The following is a 16,986-nucleotide window of genomic DNA, read 5'->3' as shown; positions in this document are numbered from 1 at the left end:
GTCGTCATGGGGAGTTGGCGTTACTGCGCAGTTTGGTACCAAGACCCAGTTTGGTTTTACGGCCAACGCAGCGGGTACCGCTTGCCCAAAGGATCGGGAAAGACTCCCAAAACCAAGACAGTCTATGACCCGAAAGTTCATGACGATATCAGCATGGGAAATTCGGCCCAAGAGGCGGCCGCGAAGGGAATGATTCAGTATCAGATCGATCGAAATCCGCGACAGTATGTGATTGTGAACGGAATTAGTTTTTACGTGCCAGTAAATAAAGACAGTGGAAGTATTAGGACTGTCTTCCCCTCCTTTCCAAAGGTGAAAAAGTGAAATCGATGTATCAGCCTTGCCAATATTTGCCTCCGACCTATAGCGGAGATCATCTGGAGCTATTGTTTTACTGCATTTCATTTACTTTTTACGCAGGGCTTTCGCCTCTAGATAGATTTCTCAAAGGGATTCTCTTGCACGATTTGATGTCACCGGGCGGTGGCGATCCCGGCTGGTCCTTAGACCTGATCTTGGATAGAAAATTGGCGGACTTTCCAGACGAATGGGACGCATGCGTAAAGCGATCTGCTCAACCTGAAGCTGGTTGTTACGAAGCATGGGCAAATTCTGAGTTCAGTGAAATTCTGCCGGAAACGGTTTACTACACCGTCGAAGAGGTCCGTCACTATATTCGAGTCGCATTGAGTAACATAGCGCAACAAAAGCCAGAAAGTGCGGAGGAGGCGCTCGCGACCATTGCCAGATTTGGCTTATGAGACCGGGAGGGGGCTTCAATCAAGGCCGACAGCGTCAAGCGGGCCTTCAGCATCCGCAGCAGCAGTAGCTTAACGCCACGCTCCAAGCGGCGAACGAAATCCGCCTGCTGGCCGATCAGAACACCTCAGCACAGAACAGCAGCAACCAGAGCAAATCGGGATCGGTGGGCTTCTCCATCGGTACGGATGGATTCCCGGTCAACGCCAATGCGTCCGGCATGGTGGCCGGTGGAGATGAAGTGCGACTGCAGCTCGATTAAAAGTTCAGCGTTGAAGCTGAGTTATATCATCAGTATTGCTGATAGTGTCTGTCATTAAACTCAATTTTACCAATGACTTCGATTGGCGGATGATCTGCCCATTCATCCAGGGAGAAGTCCATGTGGCACATCATCAGAGAGGTCCTTGCCCGCGTCCTCGGGGACCATCACGCTTCACACGGGAGCGCCGCGCAGGAAATGCGGGAGATGGGCGCACGCGAGCTCAATGACTTGGGCATCGGCGCGAGCGAGGTGCCGTTCTTCCTGGAGAAACAACCCAATGAGGACCGTCCTCACCGCCAAAAGGAGGTTATCCATGCAACATCTTGCTGAAATGATCGGACTGGCCGCCACGCTGAGCCTGGCCACCATGAGCCCCGGCCCCAGCTTCGTGATGGTGGCGCGCACCTCGGTGGGCGGCGGACGACCCAATGGCCTGCTGGCGGCACTGGGTATGGGGATCGGCGGCGTGCTCTTTGCCGCAGCGGCCTTGCTGGGGCTGCAGGCAGTGCTGCTGGCAGTGCCTTCGCTCTATCTGGTGTTGAAGTTCGGGGGTGGTGTTTATCTGGCCTACATGGGATGGCGCATCTGGCGCGGGGCGCGTACGCCCCTGATGGCTGACGACGTCGCACCGCGCGACCAATCACCCTCCTTGTCCCGCCGGTCCCTGTGGCTGGGCCTGGTCACCCAGATCAGCAATCCGAAAACCGCCATCGCCTACACCAGCGTGTTCGCCGCCTTTTTGCCGGCCCAGACTTCCCTGTCCTTCAAGGCGCTGACGCTGCTGCTGGTCTTCGTGATCGAAGCGGGATGGTATGGCCTGGTGGCCGTTGCACTCTCTTCATCGCGTCCACGCCGCTGGTATGTGCAGGGCAAGCACTGGTTCGACCGCATCGCGGGCGGCGTCATGATAAGCCTCGGGTTCAGGCTGCTGCTCTCGCGTACGGGGCCGTGACCGCCTGAGCTTGGCTGCACGCGAGGCCAGCGCACGCGGCCGACACCAGGCAATCTGGCGTCGGCCATATCGCTTCAATCCAGCTTGAACTTGCCCACTACAGCTGCGAGATTCCCCGCCTGCCCCTTGAGCGAATCCGCTGCCGCCGCAGCCTGCTCCACCAGTGCGGCATTCTGCTGCGTGGTCTCATCCATCTGCGTGATGGCGAGATTGACTTCATTGATGCCGCCACTTTGCTCCTGCGTGGCCGCGCTGATCTCGGCCACCACGTCGGTCACGCGGCGCACGCTGGCCACCACTTCGGTCATGGTGCTGCCGGCGCGTTCCACCAGAGCGCTGCCGGCGCTGACCTTCTGCACCGAGTCGTCAATCAATTCCTTGATTTCCTTGGCCGCACCGGCCGAACGCTGCGCCAGTGAGCGCACTTCCGAGGCCACCACCGCAAAGCCGCGTCCTTGTTCGCCAGCTCGCGCCGCCTCCACCGCTGCATTGAGCGCCAGGATGTTGGTCTGGAAAGCGATGCCATCGATCACGCTGATGATGTCGGCGATGCGGCGCGAACTCTCGGTGATGCCTTCCATGGTTTGCACCACCTGGCCCACCACTTCACCGCCCTGGCTGGCGATGTCCGATGCGGTGGCCGCCAGCTGGTTGGCCTGACGGGCGTTGTCGGCGTTCTGGGTCACGGTGGAGGTCAGTTGTTCCATGGCCGAGGCGGTCTCTTCCAGCGAACCGGCCTGTTGTTCGGTGCGGTTCGAGAGATCCAGATTGCCGCGCGCGATTTCGTTGGAGGCGGTGGCGATGGTATCGGTCCCCTGGCGCACCTCATTGACGATGTCGCGCAGGCTGTCGTTCATCAGGCGCAGGGCTTCCATGAGGCGTCCGGTTTCGTCGCGACCGGCCGGGCGAATGCGCAGGGTCAGGTCGCCACGTGCCACGCGCTGGGCAATCTCTACCGCTTCCTTCAGCGGACGCGAGACATTGGCCGCCACCACGAACGCCAGCAGCGAACCGACGGCAACGGTGGCCGCCAGCAGTCCTACGATCCAGCGCTGCGCACCCCGGAATACGCCCGATGCTTCTTCATCGGCATCGGCGCTGCCGCTGGCATTGAGCTTCACGATGGCATTGAGGTTGCCGACCATCGCGGCATAGAGCCTGGCCGATTCCCCATGGAACAGGGCACGCGTCTCGTCATACTGCTGGTTGGCAGCCATCTCGGCCAGTTGCTCATCTACTTTCAGATAGGCTGCCAGATTCTTGCCGAACTGGGCGTACTGTTGCTTTTCCTCCGGCTCGGACATGCGCTGCTCAAACACCGCGCGCTGCTTGGCCAGCGCATCCAGACGCTTCTTGATGGCCGCATTGGCCGCACTGCGCTCCTGCGGCGTGACGGCGGTCACCAGTTCCAGTTCATTGAGTCGTAGCGGCGGCAGCGAACCCTGCAGCTCGCGGGCGGCATCCATGGTCGGCATCCACTTGTTGACGATCTCGCCGGAAGCGCTGTTGACCTGCTTGAGCTCCTTCATGGCGAACAGCCCCTGCAACAGCGTCAGCGCAATCACCACCGCAAAGGACAGGGCCAGTTTCTTGGCGATGTTGAGGTTGTAGAACCAGATCATGTCTTCCTCGCATTTGTTTTATATCGTTTTCAGTTTCGGATCCCGACGATGCGGTCGACGCGTCGATGGCGAGGTCACCCGTTTGGCGTGCGGGCGTCAAGAGGGGCATGCGGCCGGGGGCGTGGTCGCGAGGAGCAATGAAGTGCTGGTGATGTCATGCTGTCATGCCGTCACGAAGCGTCGGCTTCCTGCCCATCCTGTCTCTCTTGTCGCCAACGGCCTCCCTCGGCCGCCGGCGCTTGCTGTTCGATGGTCGCATGGCTGGATCGGGCTTGATCTTAATGAGCGGCAAGAATTCCATCCAATGAAATTAATCATGCAGGCAATGCGCTAATTGATATCGATAGTGATCTGGATGTCAGACAAGATTATTCATATGATCATTTTGGAATGCGCCGCCGCTGTAATAAGATGTGCATAAAATTCACTTCAGAGCCATTTTTGCCCGATGCGCCGAAAGATCCCTTCTACCCAGGCCATGGCGGTCTTCGAGTCTGCTGCACGCCATCAGAGTTTTACCAAGGCGGCGCAGGAAATGGCCGTGACGCAAAGTGCAGTCTGCCGTCAGGTGGCTGCGCTGGAGGAATTCCTGGGCCTGAAGCTGTTTCGCCGTACCAAGCGCGGCGTGCGCCTGACCGAGGCCGGGGTGAGCTACAGTCATCAGGTCGGTCAGCGCCTGGACGAGATCGAGCGCGATGCCCTGCACCTGATGTCGCGCGACGGTCATGGCGATACCCTGGAGCTGGGCGTGATGCCGACCTTCGCCACCCGCTGGCTGTTGCCGCGCCTGCGTTCCTTCCTGGAGGCGCATCCGGGCGTGACCGTCAACCTGCGGCCGCGCACCCGGCCCTTCCTCTTCGAAGAGACCAATCTCGATGCCACGCTCTACGCCGGGCAAGCCAGCTGGCCCGGTACCGAGGGTGTGTTCCTGATGCGCGAGAGCATGGTGGCGGTGGCCAGCCCGGAACTTATCGGTCCCGACCGCAAGCTCACGCCCACCGAGCTGCTCGCTTATCCGCTGCTGCAGCAGAGCACCCGTCCCTACGTGTGGCGGCAGTGGTTCGCCTCCTTCGGCATGCAGGTGCAGAACGATCTGGTGGGCACCCAGCTGGAACTGTTCTCCATGCTGACCCAGGCGGCCATCGTCGGCATGGGCGTGGCGCTGATCCCGCGCTTCCTGATCGAGGATGAATTGCGGCGCGGCCTGCTGGTGGTGGCCGTTGATCACGATTACCTGAGCACCCACTCCTACTACCTGATCTATCCCGAGCGCACCTCCGAGCGGCCGCTCCTGCGCCTGTTCCAGGACTGGCTGGAAGAGCAGGCCAAGGCCTATCGCCTGCCCAGCGGATTGGGTTGATCCGGGTCGGAGAAGGCCGTCTCGACAGGCGGAACCGGAGTGCGAAAAAAGCACACGGTGATGCAAACAATTCGTTTGCGCCGGGGCAGGGCAGTCCGTATATTTTTGTCCACCGCCGCTGCGGGATCACTGTCTGCGCGACAGTGATCCCGCAACGATTCCTGATGCACAAATGAGGCTTCCATGAGCAAAACATCGCAACGACATTCCTTCGATTACGCCGATCCCCTGATGCTGGAGCAGCAACTGAGCGACGATGAACGCCAGGTGCGCGACGCCGCCCAGGCCTATTGCCAGGATCGCCTGGCCCCGCGCGTGCTGGAAGCCTTCCGCCACGAGAAGATGGATGTGAGCATCTTCCGCGAGATGGGCGAACTGGGCCTGCTGGGCGCGACCATCGATGAGCAATACGGTGGTGCCGGTCTGAATTACGTTTGTTATGGCTTGATCGCGCGCGAAGTCGAGCGCGTCGATTCCGGCTATCGCTCCATGATGAGCGTGCAATCCTCGCTGGTGATGACGCCCATCAACGCCTTCGGCACCGAGGCGCAGAAGCAGAAATACCTGCCCAAGCTGGCCAGTGGCGAATGGATAGGATGCTTCGGCCTGACCGAACCCAACCACGGTTCCGACCCCGGCAGCATGATCACCCGCGCGCGCAAGGTGGATGGGGGCTACAGCCTGTCCGGCAGCAAGATGTGGATCACCAACAGCCCGGTGGCCGATGTCTTCGTGGTGTGGGCCAAGGATGACGAAGGCGAGATTCGCGGCTTCATCCTCGACAAGGGGGCCAAGGGCTTGTCGGCACCGGCCATCCACGGCAAGGTCGGCCTGCGTTCCTCCATCACCGGTGAGATCGTGATGGACAACGTGTTCTGTCCGGAAGAGAACGCCTTTCCCGACGTGCGCGGATTGAAGGGCCCCTTCACCTGTCTCAACAGCGCCCGCTACGGTATCGCCTGGGGGGCACTGGGGGCGGCCGAAGACTGCTACGAGCGTGCGCGCCGCTACACCATGGAACGCCAGCAGTTCGGCCGTCCGCTGGCGGCCAACCAGCTGGTGCAGAAGAAACTGGCGGACATGCTCACCGAAATCTCGCTTGGCCTGCAAGGCTGCCTGCGCCTGGGGCGTTTGAAGGATGAAGGTTATTCAGGCATCGAGCAGACCTCGATCATGAAGCGCAACAGCTGCGGCAAGGCCCTGGACATCGCCCGCATGGCGCGCGACATGATGGGCGGCAACGGCATCTCCGACGAGTTCGGCGTGGCGCGTCATCTGGTCAATCTGGAAGTGGTCAACACCTACGAGGGTACGCATGATGTGCATGCGCTCATCCTCGGCCGCGCCATCACCGGGCTGGCGGCTTTCTCCAACTGATGCCGCATCGCCTGCGGGCCGCCTCCATGGTGGCCTGCAGGCGGTCTACTCCCCTCTCGCTACAACACCCCTCGCTCGCGCAGCGCGGCGATCTGCGCTTCTTCCATCCCCAGCAGCGACTGCAAGACTTCTCCCGTGCCTTCACCCAACGAGGGTGGTGCCCTGCGTACCGGCAGACGTTCCCCATCGAAACGATAGGGCGGCGTCAGCACTTGTACGCTGCCCGCTTGCGCATGCGGATGCGTGCTGACCAGGCCGGCAGAGCTAGCGCGCGGGCTGGTCAGGGCCTCATGCAGGCCCAGCACTTCACCGCAGGGAATGCCGGCCTGGTGCAGCTTGGCCAGCAGGTCGGCGCGCTTGCGGGCCTTGAGTTCGCGGTTGATTTCCGGGACCAGCACGTCGCGATGCTGGCCACGGCTGACGTTGGTCTTGAAGCGCGCATCCTCGGCCAGGTCGGGACGGTCGATGACGCTGTGGCAGAAGCGCTGGTACTGGCTGTTGGTGCCTACCGTGATGACCAGGCGGCCATCGGCCGCATCGAAGACGCCATAGGGAATGATGGAAGGATGCGCATTGCCATAGCGCGGCGGATCGTCGCCCAGGATCAGTGCTTCCAGTCCGTAATACGAAGTGATCATGACGCCGCAGTCGAACAGCGCCATCTCCACATGCCGGCCCTGTCCGGTCTGCTGGCGCTGGTACAGCGCGGCCAGCACGCCCTGGGCGGAATACATGCCGGTGAACAGGTCCACCGCCGCCACGCCCAGTTTCAGCGGCGGCTGGCTGGCCTCGCCATTGAGTGACATCAGGCCGGATTCGCCCTGGATCACCAGGTCATAGCCGGGCCGTGTGGCCTCCGGCCCGCTGCTGTCGTAGCCGGTGATGGAGCAATACACCAGGCCGGGATTGTCGCGGCGCAGGGTCTCGTAATCGAGGCCAAATTTCTGCACGCCGCCGAACTTGAAATTCTGGATCACCACATCGCTCTTGCGGGCCAGCTGGCGCACGATGTCCTGGCCTTCTTCGGTCTGCAGGTCCACGCTGATGGAGCGCTTGTTGCGGTTGACGCTGTTGAAATACGCGGTCTCGGTCGAGCCGATGCGGGTACCCCAGTCGCGCGTGTCGTCGCCGCGTTCGGGGTGCTCGACCTTGATCACTTCGGCGCCCAGGTCGCCCAGTACCATCGCACACCAGGGGCCGGCCAGCACGCGCGAGAGGTCCAGTACGCGCACGCCGGCCAGCGGCAGGGATGCAGTTTGTTCAGTCATCTTGTCTCCTCATGGACGGGATGCGTGCTGCGCTTGTTGTTCTGTATGACGTCCGTGCGCATCCCGGTACAGCTATTGTTTCGTTGCCTGACGCAGCCGCCGGAAATCGGCAGGCCGTTTTTCGAGGAAGGCGTGAATGCCCTCGGCCGCTTCGTCTTCGCCCTGCGAGAGCACCATGTGCTGCGCTTCCAGTTCCAGTTGTTCTTCCAGCGTGGCGCCGTAGGCATGCTGGCACAGGTGCTTGATGCGGGCCATGGCCTGTGCCGGACCGTCGGCCAGGGTGGCGGCCAGTTGCACGGCGGCTTCCAGTGCCTGTCCTGCCTCGGCCAGCTGATTGACCGCACCCATGGCATGCAGGCGTTCGCCATTGAAACGCTCGCCCGACAGGCACAGCTGGGTCAGCATCTGGCGCGACAGGAATTGCGCGAGGAAGGCCGTCACGCCGCCATCGGGCGTGAGCCCGACCTTGACATAGGCCACCGAGAACTGCGCTTGGCGCGTGGTCACCAGCAGATCGCAGGCCAAGGCCAGCGACAGTCCGGCACCTGCTGCGCCACCTTCGACTGCGGCGATCACCGGCTTGCTGCAGCGGCCGATGTGGCGGATCAGGTCGTGCAAACCTTCCAGCTTTGCACGGCGCTGCTGGGGTGCCATGCTGCGGCGCTGGGCCAGCAGGCGCAGGTCGCCGCCGGAGCAGAACAAGTTGCCGCCCCCGGCCAGCACGATGGCCCCCACTTGCGGATCAGCCTGGGCCTGGTCGAGCGCGGCCGTCAGCGCGGCATACAGGTCAGCGTTGAGGGCATTGCGCGTGGCCGGATCGTGATTGATGAGCACGCGCACCGCACCGCGCTGCTCCTGCAGGACTTCGCTCATGCCGGCATGTCGCGGCTCAGCGCGATATAGCGTTGCAGGTGGTAGTCCTCGTCACCGAGCTGGTGGTCGATCATCACCAGGCGCTTGGCGTAATGCGACAGCGGCAGTTCCCAGGTCATGCCGATGCCGCCGTGCAGCTGGATGGATTCTTCGGCCACCAGCGTACCGATGCGGCCGATGCTGAACTTGGCCGCCGACAGGGCGCGTTCGCGTGTGAGACGATCGGCCTCCAGTGCGGCCGCGGCATTGATGACCGCCGAGCGGGCCTGTTCCACCTCCAGCAGCAGGTCGGCCATGCGATGTTGCAGGGCCTGGAAGCTGCCGATGGGCAGGCCGAACTGCTTGCGGGTGCGCAGGTAATCCAGCGTGGCTTCCTTGGCCACTTCCATCGCGCCCAGTGCTTCGGCGCACAGCGCCAGCACGCCGCGTCCGAGGATGCGCTCCAGCAGCGCAGCGCCTTGGCCCGCGCTGCCCAGCAGGGCGTCGGCGGGCAGGGCCACATCTTGCAGCAGCAGGTCGGCTACGCGGCCACCGTCGATGGTGTCGCTGCCTTGCAATTGCAGGCCCGCCGTATTGGCCGGGATCAGGAACAGCGAGATGCCGTCAGCGTCATCGCTCGAGCCGCTGGTACGGGCTGAGACCAGCAACACATCCGCCGCTTCCGCTTGCACCACGACCGCCTTGTGGCCTTGCAGGTGCCAGCTTCCGTCGGCTTCTTGCGTGGCGCGCGTGGTCACATGCGTGGGTGCATAGTGGCTGTCGGCTTCTTCATGGGCCAAGGCGGCCAGGGTCTGGCCGGCGATGATGGGTTCCAGCAAGGCCTTCTGTGCGGGCGTGCCAGCGGCCGCGATGGCCTCGCCGACCAGGATGGCACTGCCCAGCAAGGGCTCCAGCAGCAGGCCGCGGCCGATCTCTTCAAACACCACGGCGATATCGAAACCCCCACCGCCGTAGCCGCCGTCTTCCTCACGGAAGAGTGCGCCGATCACGCCCATTTCGGCCAGCTGCGACCACATGTCGCGGCTCATGCCGGGTGCGGATTGCAGCAGGTGCTTGCGTTCTTCAAAACCATACTGTTCGGTAATGAGACGACGCAGGCTGTCGGCCAGCATGCGGCGTTCTTCGGTGTGCTCGAAATTCATGGGCATTCCCTCACAGGCCAAGGATCATCTTGGCGATGATGTTCTTCTGGATTTCATTGGAGCCGCCGAAGATCGACAGCTTGCGATTGTTGAAGTAATGCGCGGCCGCGCCGGCAGCCGCTTCCGGGCCGAGCGTATGGCCGTCGTGGCCTTCGTCCTGCGCCTGCCATTGATACGGGCGCGCGTAAGGGCCCATGGCACGGCGGGTGAGGGCGGTGATTTCCTGGCGGATCTCGGTGCCGCGTATCTTGAGCATGGAGCTTTCTGCACCGGGTGCACCACCGCCGGCGACGGCCGAGATGACGCGCAGGTTGGTGGTCTTCATGTTCTCCAGATCGATTTCCACGCGGGCCATGCGGGCAGCGAAGAGCGGGTCGTCGGCCAGCGGGCGACCATGGCCGCGTTGCGCGGTGGCGATTTTCTTCAGGCGTTGCAGGGCGGCCACCGAGAAGCCGATGCCGGCGATGTTGGTGCGCTCGTAGGTCAGCAGATACTTGGCGCAACTCCAGCCGCGATCTTCCTCGCCGACCAGGTTTTGTACCGGCACGCGCACATCGGTGAAGAAGACCTCGTTGACTTCGTGCTCGCCGTCCAGGGTGATGATGGGGCGCACTTCCACGCCCGGTGCATTCATGTCGATCAAGAGGAAGCTGATGCCTTCCTGCTTCTTGGCTTCGCGGTTGGTACGTACCAGGCAGAAGATCATGTTGGCGTAGTGGCCCAGCGTGGTCCAGGTCTTCTGGCCATTGACGATGTAATGGTCTCCATCGCGGACCGCATGCGTCTTCACGGCGGCCAGGTCGGAACCTGCACCGGGTTCCGAATAGCCCTGGCACCACCAGTCCTCGCCACTGAGGATGCGCGGCAGCCAGTATCGCTTCTGCGCTTCATTGCCGTACTTGATCAGTACCGGTCCCAGCATGTTGACGCCGAAAGGCACCACGCGCGGCGCATGCGCCAGGCAGCATTCGTGTTCGAAGATGAATTTTTCGATCACGGTCCAGCCGGTACCGCCATATTCGCGGGGCCAGTGATTGGCCAGCCAGCCGCGTTCGTTGAGGATGGCGTGCCATTGTTCCATCTCGTCGCGGCTCAGGTGCTTGCCGCTGGCCACCTTGTCCGACAAGGCCTTGGGCAGCTTCTCGGCGAGGAAGGCGCGCACGCTGTCGCGGAAGGCTTCTTCGGCCGGGGTGAAATTCAGATCCATTCCAGTCTCCTTGGGGATGCAGTGCAGCGATGCTGCGCTTCAATAGATTTCAAACAGGCCGGCCGCACCCATGCCGCCGGCGATGCACATGGTCACCACCGCGTAGCGCGCACCGCGCCGCTTGCCCTCGATGAGCACGTGGCCGGCCAGGCGCGCTCCGGTCATGCCGAAGGGATGGCCGATGGAAATGGCTCCGCCGTTGACGTTGAGCAGTTCGTCCGGAATGCCCAGGCGGCGCTGGCAGTACAGGGCTTGCGAGGCGAAGGCTTCGTTGAGTTCCCACAGGCCGATGTCATCCATGCGCAGGCCATGGCGCTGCAACAGGCGCGGCACCGCAAAGACCGGGCCGATACCCATCTCGTCGGGTTCGCAGCCGGCCACCACCAGGCCACGGAAAGCGCCCAGCACCGGCAATCCGGCGCGTTCGGCGGCGCGCGCTTCCATCATCACGCAGGCCGAGGCACCATCGGAGAGCTGCGAGGAATTGCCGGCGGTGATGAACTGGTCCGCACCCATCACCGGGGCCAGCTTGGCCAGCGCCTCATAGGTGGTGCCGGGACGATTGCAGTTGTCGGCCTCCACCGTGACTTCGCGCAGGCTGGTCTGGCCGCTGGCCTTGTCGGTGACCTGCATGGTGGTGGTGCAGGCCACGATCTCGTCGCGGTAGCGTCCGGCCGCCTGTGCCTCGGCGGTCTTGCGCTGGCTGGCTTCGGAGAAGCGGTCCTGGTCTTCGCGGGTGATGCCGTAGCGCGCGGCCACGATGTCGGCGGTCTCGATCATGGGCAGATAGAGATCGGGCTTGTGTTCGACGATCCATGGGTCCATGCCGCTGTCGCCGCTGTCGGTGGCACTACGGCTGCGGATCTGCGAGATGCTTTCGACACCGCCTGCGATCATGGCATCAGCACCATCGACCACGATGCGCCCGGCCGCCATGGCAATGGCTTGCAGGCCGGAGGCACAAAAACGATTGACGGTGGTGCCGGCGATGCTGATGGGCAGGCCCGCGCGCACGATGGCCTGGCGCGCGATATTGCGGCCGGTGGTACCTTCCGGATAGCCGCAGCCGAGGATGGCATCCTCGATCTGGCCCGGGTCGATGCCGGCGCGCTCAACCGCTGCGCGCACCGCAAAGGCCGCCAGGGTCGGACCGGGCGTGACGTTGAATTCGCCGCGATGGGCCTTGGTCAAGGGGGTACGCGCGGTGGATACGATGACGGCTTCCCGCATCATGGAATTCTCCTGGAAGGATGGTGCAATGGGGAGACCGGCGATGCCCACGGTCTCCGGCGAGTCCGGTTTGGCGATCAGCCGGCCTGGTTCAGCGAATCAAAATTGGCACCGCGTTCGACCAGCTCCACCAGCAGCGGCGAGGGTGTCCAGAACAGCGGGTCTTCGGCGGCAAAGGTACGGATGTCGGCCAGCACATTGGGCAGGCCCACCATGTCGGCATATTTCATGGGGCCGCCACGATGGCGCGGGAAACCGTAGCCGTACAGGAAGGTGACATCCACATCCAGCGGACGCAGGGCAATGCGCTGATGGACCACATTGGCACCTTCATTGATCATCGCGGCCAGGTAGCGGCGCTGGATGTCTTCCTTGCTGAAGCTGCGCGGGGTGATGCCGGCGCGTGCACGTTCCTCGTCGATGAGCGCCAGCACTTCCGGATCGGGTGCGCCGCTGCGCGGACCATCGGGATAGCGATAGAAGCCGCGTCCGCTCTTCTGTCCAAACCAGCCGCGCTCGCACAGGCGGTCGGCAATGTGGACGTAGCGCGCACGCGGATCGCGGGTGGCGGCGCGGCGCTTGCGGGTGGCCCAGCCGATGTCGCCACCGGCCAGGTCCACTACCTGGTACGGCCCCATGGCAAAACCGAAGTCACGCACGGCGGCATCGATCTCATAGGGTGAAGCGCCATCTTCCATCAGGGCATCGGCCGCCTGGCGATACACGGCCAGGATGCGATTGCCGATGAAGCCATCACAGACACCGGCGCGCACCGGCACCTTGCGCAGGCGCTTGGCCAGTTCGAAGGCGGTAGCCACAACCTCGCTGGCGACCTGGCGCGGTACCACGATTTCCAGCAGCTTCATCACATTGGCGGGGGAGAAGAAGTGCAGGCCGATCACGTCCGCAGGACGGGAGATGCTGGCGGCAATCGCATCGATGTCGAGGTAGGAAGTGTTGGTCGCCAATACGGCACCGGGTTTGCAGACGCGGTCCAGTTCAGCGAAGACGGCTTGTTTCACGTTCAGATCTTCGAACACGGCTTCGATCACCACATCGGCGGCGGACAAGTCTTCATAACGGGTGCTGCCGTGCAAGCGCGCCAGCACGGCATCGCGGGCCTCTTGCGTGAGACGGCCCTTGGCCACCTGGGCGTCGTAAACTTTTTCCACATGGCCGCGTCCACGTGCGAGGGCTTCATCGTCGCGTTCGATCATGGTCACCGGCAAACCGGCATCGAGTACCGCCACGGCGATGCCCGCACCCATGGTGCCGCCGCCGACCACGCCGATCCGGGCGATGGGGCGGGGCTGGGCGTTGCGGGTCTCGGGGGCTTTCTGCACTTCGCGTTCGGCGAAGAAGGCATGGATCAGACCGGCGCGCTGCGGGCTGTCCAGACATTGCAGGAAGAACTGGCGTTCCAGCGCCAGGCCCTGGTCGAAGGGCAGGGTGATGGCGGCTTCGACGGCATCGATGATCTTGTGCGGGGAGAACAGGCCGCGCGATTTCTTGCCGGTCTCGGCGCGGGCGGCGCTGATGGCGGCCTGCGCGGCAGCGCTGTCGGCCAGGGCGCTGCCGTCGCGACTGCGGCGTACCGGGGCGCCCATGTCCAGCAGCGTCTGCAATTCGCGCAGACCGGCCGCGCGCGCTTGTGCGGCGTCCTCACCCTCGGCCAGATGGTCGACCAGTCCCAGCCCCAGGGCTTCCTTGGCGCCCAGGTGGCGACCGCTGAGCATCATCTCCAGCGCGGCCTGCGCGCCGATGAGGCGTGGCGTGCGCTGGGTGCCTCCGGCACCGGGCAGCAGGCCCAGCTGGACTTCCGGCAGTCCCAGACGGGCGTTGGCGAGGGCCAGCCGGTAGTGCGCTGCCAGCGCCACTTCCAGTCCGCCGCCCAGGGCCGCGCCGTGGATGGCCGCCAGCACCGGCTTGCTGCAGGCCTCGATGCGGTTGCACAGCTCGGTCAGCAGCGGTGCCTGGGGCGGTTTGCCGAACTCGCGGATGTCGGCACCACCGATGAAGTTGCGGCCCGCGCCAGTCACCAGGATGGCGGCCACGCCTGCATCGGCCTCACCTTCTTCGATGGCCGCCAGCAAGCCCCGGCGCACTGCGACACCCAGTGCATTGACCGGCGCATTGTCGATGGTCACGACCAGGATGGCGCCTTCGCGCGCCAGATGAACGGGGGGTAGCTCGCCCGCAACCGTGGCTTGGTTGGACATGCAGCAGTCTCCTGATTTAGTTGGTTCGCATAGCGAAATTCAAGTTCGCAAATTGGATTTTCCGGCAACGATACCGCATTTGCGTCGTGTGTGTAAACCGTGCATGAACAAGGGTGGCAATCTGCACAATTCTCTAAGGGAGGCAGAAGGGGCGCGGCTTTGCGGGCGATTCTTCAGAATGGGGTCGGGGCCGGCAGGGCCTTTCCACGATGCAGATGGACCACACGTAGACCGATGATTTCGCACAGCGGAACACGCGTTCGCAAATAATTGACACTGCCAATTCAGGTGTGTACATTCCACTGCCAATGAGGGCGACGTGACCACTCGGCACGACCCTGCCACGCGGAGAAGTGACGGATGGATGAGATAGTGTCGTTCAAGGGAGAAGATGAGAGCCACGACCGGCAGTTCGTCAATGCCCTGGCGCGCGGGCTGGAGATTCTGCGCTGCTTTCGTCCCGGCGAGATCTATCTCACCAACACTGAACTGGCCAAGCGTACCGGTCTGCCCAAGCCGACCATCTCGCGACTGACGCATACCCTGACCCGGCTGGGTTATCTCGAATATTCCGAAGACCAGGGCCGCTATCAGCTCGGCTCGGGCGTGCTGGCGCTGGGCTACTCGCTGCTCTCCGGCATGGATGTGCGCAAGCTGGCGCGTCCGGCCATGCAGGAGCTGGCTGACTATTCGCAATGCAATGTGGCGCTGGGCATCCGCGATCGCTTGAGCATGGTCTACATCGAGGCCACGCGCGGCCAGTCCGCGGTGACCTTGCGCCGCGACGTCGGTTCGCGCATCCCGCTGGCCACCACCTCCATGGGCCGCGCGCTGCTGTGCGCATTGCCCCAGAACGAACGCGATTTCCTGATGGACCACATCCGCCTGCGCAACGAAGAGCAATGGCCCAAGGTCAAGGCCGGCATCGAGCAGGCTTTCAAGGATTATCAGGATCATGGCTTCTGCATTTCCGTGGGCGAATGGGAAAAGACCATCAGTGCCGTGGGCGTGCCCATGATCGATGCCAACGAGGAAAAGATCATGGCCTTCAACTGCGGCGGCCCGGCCTTCATGCTCACGCGCGAGATGCTCATGGAAGATCTCGGCCCGCGTCTGGTGAACGTGGTGCGCACGGTAGAAGCCAGCATGGGCCGCCATTGAAGGGCAGCAGTACAGAACAGGCAAGAACCAGGTCGGAGACAGGCAAGCCGGCAGCGCCGCAGGCGTGAGCGCTTCCGGCAATCGTGCAGTAGCGTGCAGTAGCGTGCAGTAGCGCAAGTCCATCACAACAAGAAACAACAAGATCGAGCCGTCCGGGTCATGGCGACCTGTTTCGGCAATGGCTGCCCGGTGCGGTGAGGCCGGGATGCGTCCGCATGGATGGCCTCATCCTGCGTACGTCCATTGCTGAAACGAGCGCTATGCGTGGCGGACATCACATCAACATCACTCAGATGAAAAAGGTGGAGACAATGACGAACAAGCATCACGGCATCAAGCGACTGGTCCTGCTGGCCGGGTTTGCCTCGGCACTGGCCGGCGGCATGGGCAGGGCGGTGGCCGACGAACTCAAGGTCGGCGTGGAGATCCCCCTCACGGGCAGCCTCGCGCGGGTTGGCTCGGGCATGCAGGAAGGCATCAACGTGGCTGCCGACGTCTTCAACAAGACCAATGGCAAGCACAAGATCAAGCTGGTCACCATCGATAACGAGTCGGCCCCGGCCAAGGCCATCGCCGCCGTCGAGAAGCTGGCCGGCGAGGGCGTGGTGGCCATCACCGGCGGCTACGGTTCCAACAACATCGCGCCGGCCGCCGATGCGGCGGGCAAGGCCGGCCTGGTCTACGTGACCTCGGGCGGGGTCGATGACAACCTGGTCAATAGCGGCCGCAAGAACTTCTTCCGCATCAACAATGTGGCCGGTTACCAGAAGGCCATGGTGGGACTGTTGGAGGACATGAATGCCCGCTCGGTGTCGATCGTCTATTCCACCAAGGAAGCCACTGCCGCCCTGGCCAAGGATCTGGAGAAAGCCTGGGGCGCCAAGGGGCTCAAGGTGACCTCCCATGCCTTCGATCCGGCCATCAGTGACTTCAAGCCCATCATCAACAAGATCAAGCTGCAGGACAAGCCGGAAGTCATTGCCATGATCGGCTACGAGAATGACTACGTCGGCATCCTGCGCGCCGCCCGCGTGTTGAAGCCTGCCGTCAAGGCCATGGTCGGCGTCTGGTCGCTGGCCACTCCCAAGATGGCCCAGGACTTCCCCGATCTGGTGCCCAACGTCTACGGCACGGCACTGCTGCCTTATCCGGCACAGTTCACCAGCGCCGACGGCAAGCTCTTTGAGGAAACCTACCGTCGTCTCTACAAGAAGGACCCGGACTATCTCGGTCAGTTCGGTTACGTGCAATCGATGCTGCTGTTCGAAGCCATCGCCCGCGCCGCCGACAAGGGAACGCTGAAGAAGGATGGCGTGGCCGAGGAAATGCGCAAGACCGACCGCGAGACCCTGATCGGTCGTGTGCAGTTCGGTGCCAATGGCGACAACCTGAACTTTACGCATCACATGGGCCAGCACCAGGGGGACAAGATCGCCATCGTCTGGCCCAAGTCGGCCGCCACCAACAAGATGAATTATCCGGCAGTGCCCTGGTAATGCCCGGCCGGCGCGTGCTGCCCTGAGGCGACCGCGCCGCAGCCTACTCCAACGG

15 protein-coding genes and 1 pseudogene are annotated in these 16,986 nt (G+C 63.0%); 9 read left to right on the top strand and 7 right to left on the bottom strand.

The genetic code is table 11. The features are described 5' to 3' along the window. From HWE01_RS21040 to HWE01_RS21020, 5 genes and pseudogenes are all read left to right on the top strand, one after another. A partial coding sequence (locus tag HWE01_RS21040; protein WP_241822777.1) for a CdiA family toxin C-terminal domain-containing protein occupies positions 1–324 on the top strand: 324 nt, incomplete at its 5' end. After that, positions 321–761 carry a hypothetical protein gene (locus tag HWE01_RS21035; RefSeq protein ID WP_241822776.1) on the top strand — a complete coding sequence of 147 codons (441 nt, stop codon included), beginning with the start codon at positions 321–323 and terminating at the stop codon, positions 759–761. The genes HWE01_RS21040 and HWE01_RS21035, both read left to right, overlap by 4 nt. A gap of 86 nt (positions 762–847) precedes the next feature. Then, positions 848–1,021 (top strand): annotated as a pseudogene (locus tag HWE01_RS21030) (hemagglutinin repeat-containing protein); the annotation flags it as partial. A 120-nt stretch (positions 1,022–1,141) separates the two neighbouring features. Then, complete coding sequence (locus HWE01_RS21025) at positions 1,142–1,354, top strand: hypothetical protein (protein ID WP_241822775.1); 213 nt, start codon at positions 1,142–1,144, stop codon at positions 1,352–1,354. Continuing rightward, positions 1,338–1,976, top strand: a complete 639-nt coding sequence (locus HWE01_RS21020; RefSeq protein WP_008326316.1) for a LysE family translocator — start codon at positions 1,338–1,340, stop codon at positions 1,974–1,976. The genes HWE01_RS21025 and HWE01_RS21020 overlap by 17 nt, the downstream gene beginning before the upstream one ends. Before the next feature lie 74 nt (positions 1,977–2,050). On the opposite strand, the gene HWE01_RS21015 is transcribed toward HWE01_RS21020, so the two are convergent. Continuing rightward, on the bottom strand, positions 2,051–3,598 hold the full coding sequence (locus tag HWE01_RS21015; RefSeq protein ID WP_241822774.1) for a methyl-accepting chemotaxis protein: 1,548 nt from the start codon (positions 3,596–3,598) through the stop codon (positions 2,051–2,053). Between the two features lie 448 nt (positions 3,599–4,046). Here HWE01_RS21015 and HWE01_RS21010 point away from each other — a divergent pair, with 448 nt between their 5' ends. Next, positions 4,047–4,958, top strand: a complete 912-nt coding sequence (locus HWE01_RS21010) for a LysR family transcriptional regulator (RefSeq protein ID WP_241822773.1) — start codon at positions 4,047–4,049, stop codon at positions 4,956–4,958. A 183-nt stretch (positions 4,959–5,141) separates the two neighbouring features. Continuing rightward, positions 5,142–6,335: an acyl-CoA dehydrogenase gene (locus tag HWE01_RS21005; protein WP_008326319.1), complete on the top strand. Its 1,194-nt coding sequence runs from the start codon at positions 5,142–5,144 to the stop codon at positions 6,333–6,335. Between the two features lie 59 nt (positions 6,336–6,394). Here the strand turns inward: HWE01_RS21005 and HWE01_RS21000 are convergent, their stop codons facing one another. The 6 genes from HWE01_RS21000 to HWE01_RS20975 form a co-directional block, all read right to left on the bottom strand. Beyond that, the gene (locus HWE01_RS21000) at positions 6,395–7,603 is read right to left on the bottom strand and encodes a CaiB/BaiF CoA transferase family protein (RefSeq protein ID WP_008326320.1); all 1,209 of its coding nucleotides are present in this window, start codon (positions 7,601–7,603) and stop codon (positions 6,395–6,397) included. A gap of 72 nt (positions 7,604–7,675) precedes the next feature. After that, positions 7,676–8,476 (bottom strand): oxepin-CoA hydrolase, alternative type, encoded by an 801-nt coding sequence (locus tag HWE01_RS20995; RefSeq protein WP_241822772.1) that lies wholly within the window; start codon positions 8,474–8,476, stop codon positions 7,676–7,678. Beyond that, the gene (locus HWE01_RS20990) at positions 8,473–9,618 is read right to left on the bottom strand and encodes an acyl-CoA dehydrogenase family protein (RefSeq protein ID WP_241822771.1); all 1,146 of its coding nucleotides are present in this window, start codon (positions 9,616–9,618) and stop codon (positions 8,473–8,475) included. The genes HWE01_RS20995 and HWE01_RS20990 overlap by 4 nt, the downstream gene beginning before the upstream one ends. Before the next feature lie 10 nt (positions 9,619–9,628). Next, entirely contained in the window at positions 9,629–10,825 is a 1,197-nt protein-coding gene (locus tag HWE01_RS20985; protein WP_241822770.1) for an acyl-CoA dehydrogenase family protein, read from the bottom strand. Between the two features lie 39 nt (positions 10,826–10,864). After that, the gene (locus tag HWE01_RS20980) at positions 10,865–12,055 is read right to left on the bottom strand and encodes an acetyl-CoA C-acyltransferase (RefSeq protein ID WP_241822779.1); all 1,191 of its coding nucleotides are present in this window, start codon (positions 12,053–12,055) and stop codon (positions 10,865–10,867) included. Between the two features lie 77 nt (positions 12,056–12,132). Then, positions 12,133–14,274, bottom strand: coding sequence for a 3-hydroxyacyl-CoA dehydrogenase NAD-binding domain-containing protein (locus tag HWE01_RS20975; RefSeq protein WP_241822769.1), 2,142 nt, complete (start codon positions 14,272–14,274; stop codon positions 12,133–12,135). A gap of 360 nt (positions 14,275–14,634) precedes the next feature. Here HWE01_RS20975 and HWE01_RS20970 point away from each other — a divergent pair, with 360 nt between their 5' ends. Further along, positions 14,635–15,435 carry an IclR family transcriptional regulator gene (locus HWE01_RS20970; RefSeq protein ID WP_008326330.1) on the top strand — a complete coding sequence of 267 codons (801 nt, stop codon included), beginning with the start codon at positions 14,635–14,637 and terminating at the stop codon, positions 15,433–15,435. Between the two features lie 311 nt (positions 15,436–15,746). Then, positions 15,747–16,931 (top strand): ABC transporter substrate-binding protein, encoded by a 1,185-nt coding sequence (locus tag HWE01_RS20965; protein ID WP_175344651.1) that lies wholly within the window; start codon positions 15,747–15,749, stop codon positions 16,929–16,931. The last annotated feature ends 55 nt before the right edge of the window (positions 16,932–16,986 follow it).

The sequence above is a fragment of the Herbaspirillum sp. C7C8 genome, assembly GCF_022627875.1.
In the GTDB taxonomy this organism is placed as follows: domain Bacteria; phylum Pseudomonadota; class Gammaproteobacteria; order Burkholderiales; family Burkholderiaceae_D; genus Herbaspirillum.
Note: the sequence above shows the minus strand (reverse complement) of the source record. Positions and strands in the feature narration are given on the sequence as shown.